This is a genomic window from Cupriavidus lacunae (genome assembly GCF_003353055.1).
In the GTDB taxonomy this organism is placed as follows: Bacteria; Pseudomonadota; Gammaproteobacteria; order Burkholderiales; family Burkholderiaceae; genus Cupriavidus; species Cupriavidus lacunae.
In genome coordinates this window covers 154896-168866 of sequence record NZ_QKWJ01000005.1, presented here as the reverse complement: position 1 = coordinate 168866, position 13971 = coordinate 154896, and the positions used below count along the sequence as shown (strand labels likewise).

Sequence of the window (13971 nt, the reverse complement as noted above, 5' to 3'; positions counted from 1 at the left end):
CGGGGCTTGTCCGGACTTGCCCGAACCCGCGCGCGGCGCCAGAGCGGCTTCAGCGGCAGTCGATCGTGGCGACCACGGGCGTGTGGTCCGACGGCTGTTCCCACGTGCGCGGCACGCGGTCGATCACGCAGGCGCTGCAGCCGTTGGTCAATGCCGGCGACAGCAGGATGTGGTCGATGCGCAGGCCCGCGTTGCGGCGGAATGCCATCATGCGGTAGTCCCACCACGAGAAGGCCTTCTCGGGCTGTTCGAACTTGCGGAACGCATCGGCCAGGCCGAGCTCCACCAGGCCTGCAAACGCGGCGCGCTCCTGCGGCGAGACCAGGTTCTGGCCTTCCCATTTCTTGGGGTCGTGCACGTCGCGGTCTTCCGGCGCGATATTGAAGTCGCCCAGCAGCGCGAGCCTGGGGTAGCGCTGCATCTCCTCGCGCAGCCAGGCCGTCATCGCATCCAGCCACTTGAGCTTGTAGACGAATTTGTCCGAGTCCAGCGCCTGCCCGTTGGGAAAATAGGCGCAGACCAGTCGCAGGTCGCCGTACGTGGCCGCGATCACGCGCTGCTGCGCGTCCTCGAAGCCGGGGATGTTGCGCACCACGTCGACGGGGCCGGGCATGCTGGCATCGCGGGCGAGAATGGCCACGCCGTTGTAGGTCTTCTGCCCGGTGAAGATGCTGTGGAAACCGGCGCTTTCCAGCTCGGCCAGCGGGTACTTGTCGTCCGGCAGCTTCAGTTCCTGCAGGCACAGCGCGTCGATCGGCGCGCCGGCCTGGTCCTGCTCGGCCAGCCATTGCAGCACCTGCGGCAGGCGCACCTTGAGGGAATTGACATTCCAGCTGGCGATCCGCAGCGGACCGCTCACAAGCAGGGCCGCCGCGCTCATGCCGTCATCCCGCCGTGACGCAGCAGCGCGTCGATCTGCGGCGCGCGGCCGCGGAAGGCGACGAACGAGTCCATCGCCGGGCGGCTGCCGCCCACCGACAGGATCTCGCGCTGGTAGCGCGCACCGGTCTCGCTGTCGAGCACGGTGCCCGACAGTTGCGCGGCCTCCTCGAACGCCGCGTACACGTCGGCTGACAGCACCTCGGCCCACTTGTAGCTGTAGTAGCCCGCCGCATAGCCGCCGGCGAAGATATGGCTGAAGGTATTCGGCCAGCGCGACAGCGGATGCTGCGGCACCACGTGCGCGCGGTCGTTGATCTGGCGCGACAGGTCCAGCACCGAGGTGGCGCCGGCCGGGTCGAAATCGGTATGCAGGTGCATGTCGAACGATGAGAACACGATCTGGCGCAGCGTCATCATGCCGTTCTGGAAGTTCTTGGCGGCCAGCATGCGGTCGAACAGCGCGCGCGGCAGCGGCTCGCCGGTGTCGACGTGCCGGGTCATGCCGGTCAGCACCTCGTATTCCCAGCAGAAGTTCTCCATGAACTGCGACGGCAGTTCCACCGCGTCCCACTCCACGCCGTTGATGCCCGACACGCCCAGCTCGCCGACCTGCGTCAGCATGTGGTGCAGGCCGTGGCCGAACTCATGGAACAGGGTGATCACTTCATCGTGCGTGAACAGCGCGGGCTTGCCGCCCACCGGTGCCGAGAAGTTGCAGGTCAGGTAGGCCACCGGGGTCTGCACGCCGCCTTGCTCCAGCACCTTGCGCCCGCGCGCGTCGTCCATCCAGGCACCGCCGCGCTTGCCTTCGCGCGCGTACAGGTCGATGTAGAACTGGGCCAGCAGCGTGCCGTCGGCGGTGGTGACGCGGAAGAAGCGCGCATCCTGGTGCCAGGTCTGCGCCTGCTCGGGCTCGATGCGCACCGAGAACAGCTTCTGCACGACGCCGAACAGGCCTTCGAGCACCTTCGCTTCCGGGAAGTACTGCTTGACCTCGTGCTCGGAGAACGCATAGCGCTGCTGGCGCAGCTTTTCCGAGGCATAAGCCACGTCCCACGGCGCCAGCTCGGGCAGGTTCAGCTCGGCGGCGGCAAAGGCCTTGAGCTCGTCCCAGTCCTGCTCGGCGTAGGGGCGCGCCTTGACGGCGAGTTCGTCGAGGAACTTCAGCACCTCGGCCGGCGATTCGGCCATCTTCGGCACCAGCGAGACTTCGCCGTAGCACTGGTAGCCGAGCATCTGCGCCTCTTCGCGGCGCAGCGCCAGCTGCTCGCGCATATTGGCGGTGTTGTCCCAGTCGGCCTGGCTCTGGCCGTGCTGCGGGCCCAGCTCCGAGGCGCGCGTGACGTTGGCTTCGTACAGCGTCTGGCGCAGCGCGCGGTCGTCCGCGTACTGCAGCACCGGGAAGTAGGAGGGGAAGTGCAGCGTGAATTTCCAGCCGGCCTTGCCTTCCCTCTCTGCGGCATGGCGGGCGGCTTCCCTGGCGTCGTCGGGCAGCCCGGACAGGCGGGCTTCGTCCTCGACATACAGCCCGTAGGCGTTGGTGGCGTCCAGCACATGGTCGGAGAAGGCCTTGGACAGCTGGGCCTGCTGCTCCTGGATCCCGGCAAAGCGCGGCTTCTTGTCCTCGGGCAGCTCGGCGCCGCCCAGGCGGAAGCCGCGCAGCTCGTTCTCGATCAGCTGGTGGCGCGCCGCGCTCATGCCGGTGAACTCGGGGCTGGCGGCCAGCGCCTTGTACTTGTCGTACAGCGCCAGGCTCTGGCCGAGCGAGGACCAGAACTCGGTCATGCGCGGCAGGTTTTCAGTGTGTGCGCGGCGCAGCTCGGGTGTGTCGGCCACCGCGCTCAGGTGGCTGACCACGCCCCAGGCGCGGCCCAGCGGCTCGGTGGCGGCTTCCAGCGCCTGCACGGCGTTGGCCCAGTCGGCGGGCGTGGCGGGGTCTTCGGCGCGCGCGACGGCCTGCTGCGCGCGCTCCAGCAGCACGTCCAGCGCCGGGCTGATGTGCTCAGGCCGGATCTCGGCAAAGCGGGGCAGGTCGGAAAAGTCCAGCAGAGGATTGGTAGCGTTGGCGGCTTGGTCCATGGCGTGTTCTCGGTTGGCTGGCCTCGGTCAGGCAATATTCCCGCAGATGGGGCCGGGGCGCCGGATTTTCCAGTGCCCCGGGTGGCGTATCGTACGCCGGGCGTTGCGCCGGACCTCAGCCGGCGGCGCGCTCGGCGGCTTCCAGCGTGTTGACCAGCAGCATGGTGATGGTCATCGGGCCGACACCGCCCGGCACCGGCGTGATATAGCCGGCCACTTCACGCACGCCGGCAAAGTCGACGTCGCCGCACAGCTTGCCGTTGTCGTCACGGTTCATGCCCACGTCGATCACCGCCGCGCCGGGCTTGACCATGTCGGCCGTGATCAGGTTGCGCTTGCCGACCGCGGCCACCACCACATCCGCGTCGCGGGTGTGGGCGCCGATGTCGCGCGTCTTGCTGTTGCAGATGGTGACGGTGGCGCCGGCCTGCAGCAGCAGCATCGCCATCGGCTTGCCGACGATATTGGAGGCGCCCACCACCACGGCGCGGGCGCCGCGCAGCGGGAACTGGATCGATTCCAGCATCTTCATGCAACCGTAGGGCGTGCACGGGCGGAACAGCGGGGCGCCGGTCATCAGCGCGCCGGCATTGGCCACGTGGAAGCCGTCGACGTCCTTTTCCGGGGCGATCGCTTCGAGCACCTTGTGGCTGTCGATATGCTTGGGCAGGGGCAGCTGCACCAGGATGCCGTGGATGTTCGGGTCCTGGTTCAGTGCCTCGATGCGGGCCAGCAGTTCCGCCTCTGACAGGTCGGCCGGGTAGCGGTCGAGCGAAGAGTGAAAGCCGTTGTCCTGGCACGCCTTGACCTTGTTGCGTACGTAGACCTGGCTGGCCGGGTCCTCGCCGACCAGGATCACGGCCAGGCCGGGCCGGTGACCGCGCTCGGTCAGGCGGGCGGCGCGCAGGGCGGCTTCGGAGCGGATGTGTTTGGCAAGGGCGTTGCCGTCGATCAGTTGGGCAGGCATGGAGGCAGGGCGGGATTGTGGCCGGGAGGTGGAGGCGCCGCCCCGCGCCGGGGCGCGGGAGGGCCAAAGGCGGAATTATAAAGGGTGCGTGGGGCTTGCCGCACGGAGCTTGACCCGATGCAAGGGCTGCGCCGCGGGAGCGCTGGTAGCATCGGCCGCATGCACACCACGCTTGCGTCCCTGCTGTCCTACCCGTTGCTGGTCTTGCTGTCCCTGGCAGGGCTGCTGTGGGCCCTGACGCGCCGGCCCTGGCAGCTGCTGCGGCGCAATGCGCTGCAGAACGCCTGGCTGGGTGCGATGGTGCTGGTGGCGCTGCTGTGGACGGTGCGCGCAACGCTGGCCGGCGGCCTGGTGATCCAGCTGCTCGGCGCCACGCTGATGGTGACGCTGTTCGGGCTGCCGCTGGCGCTGCTTTCGCTGTTCGTGGTGGATGTGCTGTCGCTGCTGGGGCTAGAGTACCTGGCCGGCCACGGCTGGGCCCAGTTCGATTGGGCCTCGCTGTGGGCGCGCTACGTCTGGCTGGCGCTGCTGCCGGCGCTGATCTCAGCGGCGCTGCAGGCGGTAATGCGGCGCCTGCTGCCGCGGCATCCGTTCGTCTTTATTCTCGGACACGGGTATTTCACGGCTGGCCTGGCCGCGCTGGGCGCCGGCGCGGCGCAAGCCGGCTGGCGGCACCTGATGGTGCCCGGGTCGCCCCTGAGCGTTGCCGACACACTGGTGGCGGCCATCATTCTGGCCTTTGGCGAGGCTTTCCTGACCGGCATGCTGGTGGCTATATTTGTGGTCTATCGGCCACAATGGGTGATCACATTCCGGGACGAGGAATACCTGAGCGGCTGACGGGGAAGACAGGAAGCGGCAGGAAGGCGCGGCACCGGATGGTGCGCGGGGAGGGCAGGCGGTGCGGCCGCGGGCCGCACCGGGTAGTGCAGAGGCGGGCGCCAGCCGCTCAGCTGTTGCGCGACAGCGCCAGGCGCAGCAGGTCGGCGACGGTGTTGACGTTGAGCTTTTCCATGATATTGGCGCGGTGCGCCTCGACGGTCTTGATGGAAATGCCCAGGTCGTCGGCGATCTGCTTGTTCAGGCGGCCGGCCACGATGCGCTCCAGCACCTGCTGCTCGCGCGTGGTCAGCTTGCCCAGCAGGTCCTTGGCGGCGCGCTGCTCGCGCGCGGTGGAGTGGTCGGTGCGGGCCTTGGTCAGCATGCGCTCGACCAGCGCGCGCAGCTCGGACTCATCGAAGGGCTTTTCGATGAAGTCGATCGCGCCGCGCTTCATCGTCGATACCGCCATCGGCACGTCGCCGTGGCCGGTGATGAAGACGATGGGAATGTCGATCTGCTCGGCCAGCATGCGCTCCTGCAGCTCCGGACCGCTCATGCCGGGCATGCGCACGTCCAGGATCAGGCAGGACACCTGGCTGGCATCGTAGGCGGCGAGGAACTGCTCGGCGCTGGTGAAGCTGCGCACCTGATAGCCATTGCCCTCCAGCAGCCAGGTCAGCGAGTCGCGCATGGCTTCATCGTCGTCGACGATGAATACGGTCTCGCCGCGGTGGGGCGTGGGGTTTGGCGTTGCGGTCATGTAGTCTCCTGGGGACAACAATTCATTGCTGCGAAGTGTAACCGGCAGCGGCCCTCTGTGGCGAGACAGGCCCCCCACAACCGTGGAGGAATCGGGGCGGCCGGAATTTTCTGGAATCCCTTGGCAGGTCCGGGGCGCGACGGCGCTCTGCGGTCCGGCTTATTGTTCGGCCAGCGCCGATTGCAGCGGCAGCATGATCTTAAATGTACAGCCGATGCCGTCGACATTGTTCTCCACCCACAGGCGGCCCTGGTGCGACTCGATGATCGAGCGGCAGATGTTCAGCCCCATGCCCATGCCGTCGGACTTGGTGCTGAAGAAGGGTTCGAACAGCCGCTCTTTGGTGGTCTCGTCAACGCCCGGGCCCTGGTCGATCACGTCGATATGGACGTTGTCGCCAATCTCGCCTGGCTCCACCCGCGCGTGCAGCCGCACCACGCCGCCGGCGCGCAGGGCGGGCAGGCCGGCCATGGCCTCGACCGCGTTCTTGAGCAGGTTTACCAGCACCTGTTCGATCAGCACCGGGTCGACATAGACCGTCAGCGGCGGCGTCGGCAGGCGGGTCAGGATGGTGACGCGGCGGCGCGTGGCCTCCAGGTCGGCCAGGCCCACCGCGTCGGCGACGATGTCGTGCAGCGCGGCCTCGCGCCGCTGCGGCTGGCTGCGCTTCACGAAGCCGCGGATGCGGCTGATGATGGTGCCGGCGCGCACTGCCTGCGCCGAAGTCTTCTCCAGCACCGGGATCAGGTCCTCCGGCGTGCTGCGGCCCGAGTGCAGCCGCGCCACCGCGCCCATGCAGTAATTGTTGATGGCCGCCAGCGGCTGGTTCAGCTCGTGCGCCAGCGACGAGGCCATCTCGCCCATGGTGGTCAGCCGGCTGGTGAACTGCAGCCGCTCTTCATGCTGGCGCGCCATTTCCTCGGCGGCCTTGCGCGCGGTGATGTCGGTGGCGATCTGCATCTGCGCCAGGTGGCCGTCGACCCACTGGATATAGCGGCGGCGCACTTCGAACCATTTCTGCATGTCCGGCACGAACACCTCGCGCGCGTCCGACGCGTACGGCATCAGCTCGGACGCGGGCAGGCCGGCGTAGGCGTCGACGTAGTCGGTGTTGTCGCTGGAGACCTGGTCCTTGTCGAGCTCGTCGCCGGCCAGCTTCAGGTGGCCCTCGGCCTCCCAGCCGAACAGCTGCCGGTAGTAGCGATTGGCAAAGAGCAGTTCGGCCTTGTCGGTGGCCAGCACCGACACCGCGGCGTCCAGGCTTTCCAGCACCGTGGTGAAGCGGTCGTGCGCGGCGGCCAGTTCCTCGCGCGCGCGCTTGGGCTCGGTGATGTCCGTCATCGAGCTCATCCAGCCGGTATGGCGGCCGCGGCTGTCCACCAGCGGCGACACGTACATGCGCGCGTAGAAGCTGCTGCCGTCGCGGCGCATCACGCGCATCTCATAGCCGCCGGCGGGCGACTTGCCCTGCAGCGTCAGGTCGATCTGCTTCTGCATTTCCTGCTGGTCGTTGGGCGGCCAGTAGGGGAAGGGCGGCAGGCGCCCGACCAGGTCGTTCTCCTGCCAGCCGGTCATGCGGCAGAAGGCCGGGTTGACGTAGGTGATGCGGCCGTTCAGGTCGAGCGCGCGCAGCCCGATCAGCATCGAGTTTTCCATCGCGCGCCGGAACGAGGTTTCGGCCAGCAGCGCGCGCTGCGCCTCGGAGCGGCGGCTGGTGTGGCGCCACATGCTCCACAGGCTCCACAGCAGGAAGCAGGACAGCCCCACCACCAGCCACAGCAGCATGTTGTTGGGCAGGTTCGATGCCGGCGGGTAGGCGTCGGCGCGCAGCGACAGCGAGTGGCCCGGCGGATCGAGCAGCACCTCGTACGACAACGCATTGCCCGGCACCGGCCGCAGCGAGGTGCTGGCGCGGGTCTGGTTGTTCTTGTCGATCAGCGAGAAGCGGTAGCGCTCGGTCAGTTCGGGCGGCAGCAGGTGGGTCAGGATGCCGTTGATCGAGTACAGCGCACCCAGCGTGCCGAGGAACTCGTTGTCGCGCACGATCGGCACTTCCATCAGCATGAAGCTGTCGCCGCGGTCGTTGACCAGCGGGCGCGAGTAGACCACGCGCTGGGTCTCGCGCGCGGCGTCGAAGGTGTCGAGCACTTCGGGCTCGAGCGGCTGGTCCTGGTTCTCGCGCAGGCGGCTGGCGAATTCCGAGGTCGACGGCAGCGACCAGCGGCCGCGCTTGGTGGCATCGAGCCAGTTGATGAAGACGATCTCGGGGTTTTCGCGCAGGATTTCCTGCGCCGCGGTGCGGTAGGCGCCTTGCTCCAGCTGCGCGGCGGCGATGTCGCGCGCCAGCGAGGCCAGCTGGTCCTGGTTGCTCAGCAGGGACAGGCGCACGCGCTGCTGCGCCCAGGCGGCGTCGCGGTACAGCGCGTCGCGCTGCTGCTGGCGCTCGGTCTCGTGCAGCGACCACAGGATCACGCCCATCGCCACCGTGAAGAGCACAATGGCAACCAGCGGGATGAACATGAACCAGCTGGTGGCCACCAGGTTGCGCGAGCGCAGCCACCACAGGCCGCGCGGCGGCGCCACGGGGGCATTGTCATCCGGGCCCAGCACCTCGATCGGACCCAGCCCGGCCGCCGGGGAAGGGGCGTGCGGGCCGTGCGGGCCATGCGCGGGGTCGCCGCCGGCCGCCTTGGCTGTACCCGACACGTCGGAGGGAAGCGCGGCTGTACGCAGGCTGCGGAAAAAACGATCGAGGCGGCTGAAAAACGGCATGGGAGGGATTGACGGCTGACCGACCAGTGTACCGAGATTATTGCGGTGCGTCGCTTGGGGAAAGCGCCAATGAAATTCCGGCGGTGCCGGTCGCGGCAGGCAGGCTTGTGGGGTAGGGCAGGCGGGGCTGGCGGTGATTCTTTGTGCGCCGCCACATAATTCCACATTATAAAAAACGATATCGCAATTTGAAAATTTCGCTTGTGCTCGACTTTCGCCTTCCATAGAATCGGTTCGACCCAAGAATGCGGGCGGTAGCCATGCGTCTGCCACGCGGAGGAACCGGAACAGTTTCCCCGGCGGCGGCCCCGATGCAAGGCAGCATGGCGCCGGAATCCGCAAGTCGGTGCGAGTCATACGTAGAGTCGTGTCCGGGCGCTGCCAGCGCGGGCGCGGAAGCAAAGAATTCACCCAGGAGACAGTCATGTCCGCCGTACCAGAGCAGATTCTCGGCGCCTCGAGCGCCAACGACGCCGATCCCCAGGAAACCCATGAATGGCTCGACGCCCTGCAGGGCGTCCTGGCCGCCGAAGGTCCGGCGCGCGCCGCCTTCCTGATCGACAAGCAGATCGAATACGCACGCGTGAACGGCGTCACCCAGCCGTTCCACGCCGAGACGCAGTACATCAACACGATTCCGGTCGAGCAGCAGGCCCGCATCTCCGGCGACCAGGACATCGAGCACCGGATTCGCTCGTACACCCGCTGGAACGCCATGGCGATGGTGCTGCGCGCCAACAAGCACACCAACGTCGGCGGCCACATCTCGTCGTTTGCCTCGGCGGCCACGCTGTATGACGTCGGCTACAACCACTTCTGGCGCGCCCCGTCGGAACAGAGCGGCGGCGACCTGGTCTTCGTGCAGGGCCACTCGGCCCCGGGCGTGTATTCGCGCGCCTTCCTGCTGGGCCGCCTGACCCAGGACCAGCTCGACAATTTCCGCCAGGAAGTGGACGGCAAGGGCATCTCGTCGTACCCGCACCCGTGGCTGATGCCGGATTTCTGGCAGTTCCCGACGGTGTCGATGGGCCTGGGCCCGATCATGGCCATCTACCAGGCCCGCTTCATGAAGTACCTGGACAGCCGCGGCCTGGCCAAGGCCGGCGACCGCAAGGTCTGGGCCTTCCTGGGCGACGGCGAGACCGACGAGCCGGAATCGCTGGGCGCGATCGGCATGGCCGGCCGCGAAAAGCTCGACAACCTCGTCTTTGTCATCAACTGCAACCTGCAGCGCCTGGACGGCCCGGTGCGCGGCAATGGCAAGATCATCCAGGAGCTGGAGTCCGAGTTCCGCGGCGCGGGCTGGAACGTGATCAAGGTGGTCTGGGGCAGCAAGTGGGATTCGTTGCTGGCGCGCGACACCAAGGGCCTGCTGATGAAGCGCATGATGGAATGCGTTGACGGCGAGTACCAGACCTTCAAGGCCAAGGACGGCGCCTACGTGCGCGAGCACTTCTTCAACACGCCTGAGCTCAAGGCGATGGTGGCCGACTGGTCCGACGACGACATCTGGCGCCTGAACCGCGGCGGCCACGATCCGCACAAGATCTATGCCGCCTACAAGGCTGCCAGCGAGCACAAGGGCCAGCCCACGCTGATCCTGGCCAAGACCATCAAGGGCTATGGCATGGGCGACGCCGGCCAGGCCATGAACGTGGCCCACCAGCAGAAGAAGATGCCGGTGGACGCGATCCGCAAGTTCCGCGACCAGTTCAACATCCCGGTCACCGACGACAAGCTGGAAGAAGTGCCCTACGTCACCTTCGAGGAAGGCTCGAAGGAACTGGAATACATGCGCCAGGCGCGCATGAACCTGGGCGGCTACCTGCCGTCCCGCCGCCAGAAGGCCGAGGCGCTGCCGGTGCCGCAACTGTCGGCATTCGACGCCCTGCTCAAGGCCACCGGTGAAGGCCGCGAAGTGTCCACCACCATGGCCTTCGTGCGGATCCTGAACACGCTGCTGAAAGACAAGCAAATCGGCAAGCACGTGGTGCCCATCGTCCCGGACGAGTCGCGCACCTTCGGCATGGAAGGCCTGTTCCGCCAGGTCGGCATCTGGAACCAGGAAGGCCAGAAGTACGTGCCGGAAGACCACGACCAGCTGATGTTCTACAAGGAGTCGCAGACTGGCCAGGTGCTGCAGGAAGGCATCAACGAAGCCGGCGCCATGTGCGACTGGATCGCCGCCGCCACGTCGTACTCGACGCATGGCGTGCAGATGATTCCGTTCTACATCTACTACTCGATGTTCGGCATCCAGCGTATCGGCGACCTGTGCTGGGCCGCGGCCGACATGCGCTCGCGCGGCTTCCTGCTGGGCGGCACTGCCGGCCGCACCACGCTGAACGGCGAAGGCCTGCAGCATGAAGACGGCCACTCGCACGTGTTCCACTCGGTCATCCCGAACTGCATCTCGTACGACCCGACCTTCCAGTACGAACTGGCGGTCATCATGCAGGACGGCCTGCGCCGCATGTACGCCGAGCAGGAAGACGTCTACTACTACCTGACGGTGATGAACGAGAACTACGAGCATCCGGAAATGCCGGCTGGCGTAGAGCAGGACATCGTCAAGGGCATGTACCAGTTCCGCAAGGGCGTCGAGAACAGCAACGCGCCGCGCGTGCAGCTGCTGGGCTCGGGCACGATCTTCCGCGAGGTGATCGCCGCCGCCGACCTGCTGAAGAAGGACTGGGGCGTCGAGTCCGACCTGTGGGGCTGCCCGAGCTTCACCGAGCTGGCCCGCGACGGCCAGGCCGCCGAGCGCTTCAACCTGCTGCACCCGGCCGAGACCCAGCGCGAAGCGTTTGTCACGCAGAAGCTGAAGTCGGTCCGCGGCCCGGTGATCGCGTCCACCGATTACGTGCGCACGTTTGCCGAACAGATCCGTCCGTTCGTGCCGCGCCGCTACGTGGTGCTGGGCACCGACGGCTTCGGCCGCTCGGATACGCGCGAGAAGCTGCGCCACTTCTTCGAAGTGGACCGCTACTGGGTCACGCTGGCCGCGCTCAAGGCGCTGGCCGACGAGGGTGCGATCGGCCGCGACAAGGTCGCCGAGGCCATCAAGAAGTACAACCTCGACCCGAACAAGCCCAACCCGATGTCGGTCTGATCCGGCAGCCAGCACCAACCCCCGCAGTACGGCAACGCCGTGCCGCGGGCGCCCCGGCCAGAGGCCGGACGGCGCCTTGCGGCATGGCGGCGTGACAGAAGCGGGCGGCGAAGGTAATCTCGCCGCTTGCGGACGTCGCGCGTGCCGGCCTGCCCAGGAGACACTGAATGAGTCAAGCGATTGAAATCAAGGTGCCGGATATCGGCGACTATGACGCCGTTCCCGTCATTGAAGTGCATGTGAAACCCGGCGACAGCATCAACGCGGAAGACGCGCTGGTGACGCTGGAGTCGGACAAGGCCACCATGGACGTGCCCTCGCCGCAGGCCGGCGTGGTGAAGGAAGTCAGGATCAAGGTTGGCGACAACGTGGCCGAAGGCTCGGTGCTGGTGATGCTGGAGCCGGCCGGCCAGGCCGCTGCGGCGCCCGCAGCCGCACCGGCGCCGGCACCTGCTGCCGCAGCCCCGGCCCCGGCCCCGGCGCCCGCCGCGGCACCTGCCCCGGCCCCGGCTCCTGCCGCGGCGCCGGCCGGCGGTGGCGGCGTCATCGAAGTCAAGGTGCCCGATATCGGCGACTACGACGCCGTGCCGGTCATCGAAGTCCACGTCAAGCCGGGCGATACCATCAACGCCGAAGATGCCGTGGTGACGCTGGAATCGGACAAGGCCACCATGGACGTGCCATCGCCGCAGGGCGGCGTGGTCAAGGAAGTCAAGGTCAAGGTCGGCGACAACGTTGCCGAAGGCACGCTGCTGCTGATCCTGGAAGGTGCCGCTTCGGCTGCCGCCCCGGCTCCGGCCGCTGCCGCTGCCGTTGCCCCGGCTCCCGCCGCCAGCGCTCCGGCTCCCGCAGCCGCCCCGGCACCGGCACCGGCCGCGGCGCCTGCCGCCGCCCCGGTCGCCGCTGGCGTAACCGGCAAGGCCGCCCACGCCAGCCCCTCGGTGCGCAAGTTCGCGCGCGAGCTGGGCGTCGACGTGTCGCGCGTGCCGGGCACCGGTCCCAAGGGCCGCATCACCCAGGAAGACGTGCAGAGCTTCGTCAAGGGCGTGATGAGCGGCCAGACCGCAGCGCCCGCACAGGCTGCCGCGGCTGGCGCCGGCGGTGGCGAGCTTGGTCTGCTGCCGTGGCCGAAGGTCGATTTCACCCGCTTCGGCGAGGTCGAAAGCAAGGCCCTGTCGCGCATCAAGAAGATCTCGGGCGCCAACCTGCACCGCAACTGGGTCATGATCCCGCACGTCACCAACCATGACGAAGCGGACATCACGGATCTGGAAGCCTTCCGCGTCCAGTTGAACAAGGAAAACGAGAAGGCCGGCATCAAGGTGACGATGCTCGCGTTCATGATCAAGGCCACGGTGGCGGCGCTGAAGAAGTTCCCGAACTTCAATGCATCGCTGGACGGCGACAACCTGGTGCTGAAGAAATACTTCAACATCGGTTTCGCCGCCGACACCCCGAACGGCCTGGTCGTGCCGGTGATCAAGAACGCCGACACGAAGGGCGTGCTGGAGATCAGCCAGGAGATGAACGAACTGGCCAAGCTGGCGCGCGACGGCAAGCTCAAGCCGGACCAGATGCAGGGCGGCTGCTTCTCGATCTCGTCGCTGGGCGGCATCGGCGGCACGTATTTCACGCCGATCATCAACGCGCCGGAAGTCGCCATCATGGGCGTGTGCAAGTCGTACCAGAAGCCCGTGTGGGACGGCAAGCAGTTCGTGCCGCGCCTGACGCTGCCGCTGTCGCTGTCGTGGGACCACCGCGTCATCGACGGTGCCGAGGCCGCGCGCTTCAACACGTACTTCGGGCAACTGCTGGCGGACTTCCGCCGGATCCTGCTGTAAGCGGGGTGGTGCCGGGCGGGCGGGGCGACAGCCTGGCCTGCCCGGCGCCCCACGCGCAACCGGGAGCGAGCCATGACTACCTGTGTGGTTGTCAGGAAGGGCGCCGAAGTGGCGATCGCCGCAGACGCGCTGGTCACGTTCGGCGATACGCGCCTGTCGCGTGCCTACGAGCGCAACCAGAAGGTGTTTCCGGTGGGCGACGGCTTTATCGCGCTGGCCGGAACCACGGCGCACTTCCCGGTGATGCGCACGCTGCTGGCGGGCCTGGGCGAAGAGTGCCGGCTGGGTTCGCGCGACGACGTGTTCCGCACCTTCCTGAAGGTGCACGAGAAGCTGAAGTCGGACTACTTCGTCAACACCAAGGAAGACGAGGACGATCCCTACGAGTCGTCGCAGATCGTATGCCTGATCGCCAATCCGGCCGGCATCTTCGGTGTCTACTCGTACCGTGAGGTCTTTTCGTTCGACCGCTTCTGGGGCATCGGCTCGGGCCGCAACTACGCGCTGGGCGCGATGCATGCGGTCTATGACCGGCCGGACCTGGACGCGGGCGAGATCGCGCGCATCGGCGTCGATGCGGGCGTTGAGTTCGACAAGAGTTCGGCGGGGCCGATCGAGGTGCACACCGTGCGGCTGCACCAGGGCGATGCCCCGACGGCGGCTGGCGGTACGACTTCCGGCAATGCGGCACCCGACAGCACGGCAACCAACAACGACGGCGCGCCCTGAAGCCGAA

9 protein-coding genes are annotated in these 13971 nt (G+C 67.4%); 4 read left to right on the top strand and 5 right to left on the bottom strand.

Annotation, left to right across the window (positions count from 1 at the left end; translation table 11 throughout):
• Nucleotides 1-49 precede the first annotated feature (49 nt).
• The 3 genes from xth to folD all read right to left on the bottom strand — a co-directional run bounded on the left by xth (nucleotide 50) and on the right by folD (nucleotide 3928).
• On the bottom strand, nucleotides 50-880 hold the full coding sequence (gene xth / locus DN412_RS06985) for an exodeoxyribonuclease III (protein WP_208647575.1): 831 nt from the start codon (nucleotides 878-880) through the stop codon (nucleotides 50-52).
• Nucleotides 877-2961 (bottom strand): M3 family metallopeptidase, encoded by a 2085-nt coding sequence (locus DN412_RS06980; protein WP_115013838.1) that lies wholly within the window; start codon nucleotides 2959-2961, stop codon nucleotides 877-879. Before DN412_RS06980 ends, xth begins: the two co-directional genes overlap by 4 nt.
• Before the next feature lie 115 nt (nucleotides 2962-3076).
• On the bottom strand, nucleotides 3077-3928 hold the full coding sequence (gene folD / locus DN412_RS06975) for a bifunctional methylenetetrahydrofolate dehydrogenase/methenyltetrahydrofolate cyclohydrolase FolD (protein ID WP_115013837.1): 852 nt from the start codon (nucleotides 3926-3928) through the stop codon (nucleotides 3077-3079).
• A 159-nt stretch (nucleotides 3929-4087) separates the two neighbouring features.
• On the opposite strand from folD, the gene DN412_RS06970 reads away from it, so the two are divergent.
• Nucleotides 4088-4768 (top strand): hypothetical protein, encoded by a 681-nt coding sequence (locus tag DN412_RS06970; protein ID WP_115013879.1) that lies wholly within the window; start codon nucleotides 4088-4090, stop codon nucleotides 4766-4768.
• A gap of 109 nt (nucleotides 4769-4877) precedes the next feature.
• Here the strand turns inward: DN412_RS06970 and DN412_RS06965 are convergent, their stop codons facing one another.
• Entirely contained in the window at nucleotides 4878-5510 is a 633-nt protein-coding gene (locus tag DN412_RS06965) for a response regulator transcription factor (RefSeq protein WP_078195967.1), read from the bottom strand.
• Between the two features lie 159 nt (nucleotides 5511-5669).
• Complete coding sequence (locus DN412_RS06960; protein ID WP_115013836.1) at nucleotides 5670-8282, bottom strand: PAS domain S-box protein; 2613 nt, start codon at nucleotides 8280-8282, stop codon at nucleotides 5670-5672.
• Nucleotides 8283-8706: 424 nt separating this feature from the next.
• Here DN412_RS06960 and aceE point away from each other — a divergent pair, with 424 nt between their 5' ends.
• The 3 genes from aceE (at nucleotide 8707) to DN412_RS06945 (ending at nucleotide 13964) form a co-directional block, all read left to right on the top strand.
• Nucleotides 8707-11394, top strand: a complete 2688-nt coding sequence (gene aceE / locus DN412_RS06955) for a pyruvate dehydrogenase (acetyl-transferring), homodimeric type (RefSeq protein ID WP_115013835.1) — start codon at nucleotides 8707-8709, stop codon at nucleotides 11392-11394.
• Nucleotides 11395-11561: 167 nt separating this feature from the next.
• Nucleotides 11562-13235, top strand: coding sequence for a dihydrolipoyllysine-residue acetyltransferase (gene aceF, locus DN412_RS06950; RefSeq protein WP_115013834.1), 1674 nt, complete (start codon nucleotides 11562-11564; stop codon nucleotides 13233-13235).
• A gap of 72 nt (nucleotides 13236-13307) precedes the next feature.
• Nucleotides 13308-13964: an Ntn hydrolase family protein gene (locus DN412_RS06945; RefSeq protein WP_115013833.1), complete on the top strand. Its 657-nt coding sequence runs from the start codon at nucleotides 13308-13310 to the stop codon at nucleotides 13962-13964.
• Nucleotides 13965-13971: the final 7 nt, after the last annotated feature.

Coding starts and splice junctions, on each gene's coding strand:
- folD (WP_115013837.1), bottom strand. CDS start 3,928: ATGCCTGCCCAACTGATCGACGGCAACGCCCTTGCCAAACACATCCGC.
- DN412_RS06970 (WP_115013879.1), top strand. CDS start 4,088: ATGCACACCACGCTTGCGTCCCTGCTGTCCTACCCGTTGCTGGTCTTG.
- DN412_RS06980 (WP_115013838.1), bottom strand. CDS start 2,961: ATGGACCAAGCCGCCAACGCTACCAATCCTCTGCTGGACTTTTCCGAC.
- aceF (WP_115013834.1), top strand. CDS start 11,562: ATGAGTCAAGCGATTGAAATCAAGGTGCCGGATATCGGCGACTATGAC.
- DN412_RS06945 (WP_115013833.1), top strand. CDS start 13,308: ATGACTACCTGTGTGGTTGTCAGGAAGGGCGCCGAAGTGGCGATCGCC.
- xth (WP_208647575.1), bottom strand. CDS start 880: ATGAGCGCGGCGGCCCTGCTTGTGAGCGGTCCGCTGCGGATCGCCAGC.
- aceE (WP_115013835.1), top strand. CDS start 8,707: ATGTCCGCCGTACCAGAGCAGATTCTCGGCGCCTCGAGCGCCAACGAC.
- DN412_RS06960 (WP_115013836.1), bottom strand. CDS start 8,282: ATGCCGTTTTTCAGCCGCCTCGATCGTTTTTTCCGCAGCCTGCGTACA.
- DN412_RS06965 (WP_078195967.1), bottom strand. CDS start 5,510: ATGACCGCAACGCCAAACCCCACGCCCCACCGCGGCGAGACCGTATTC.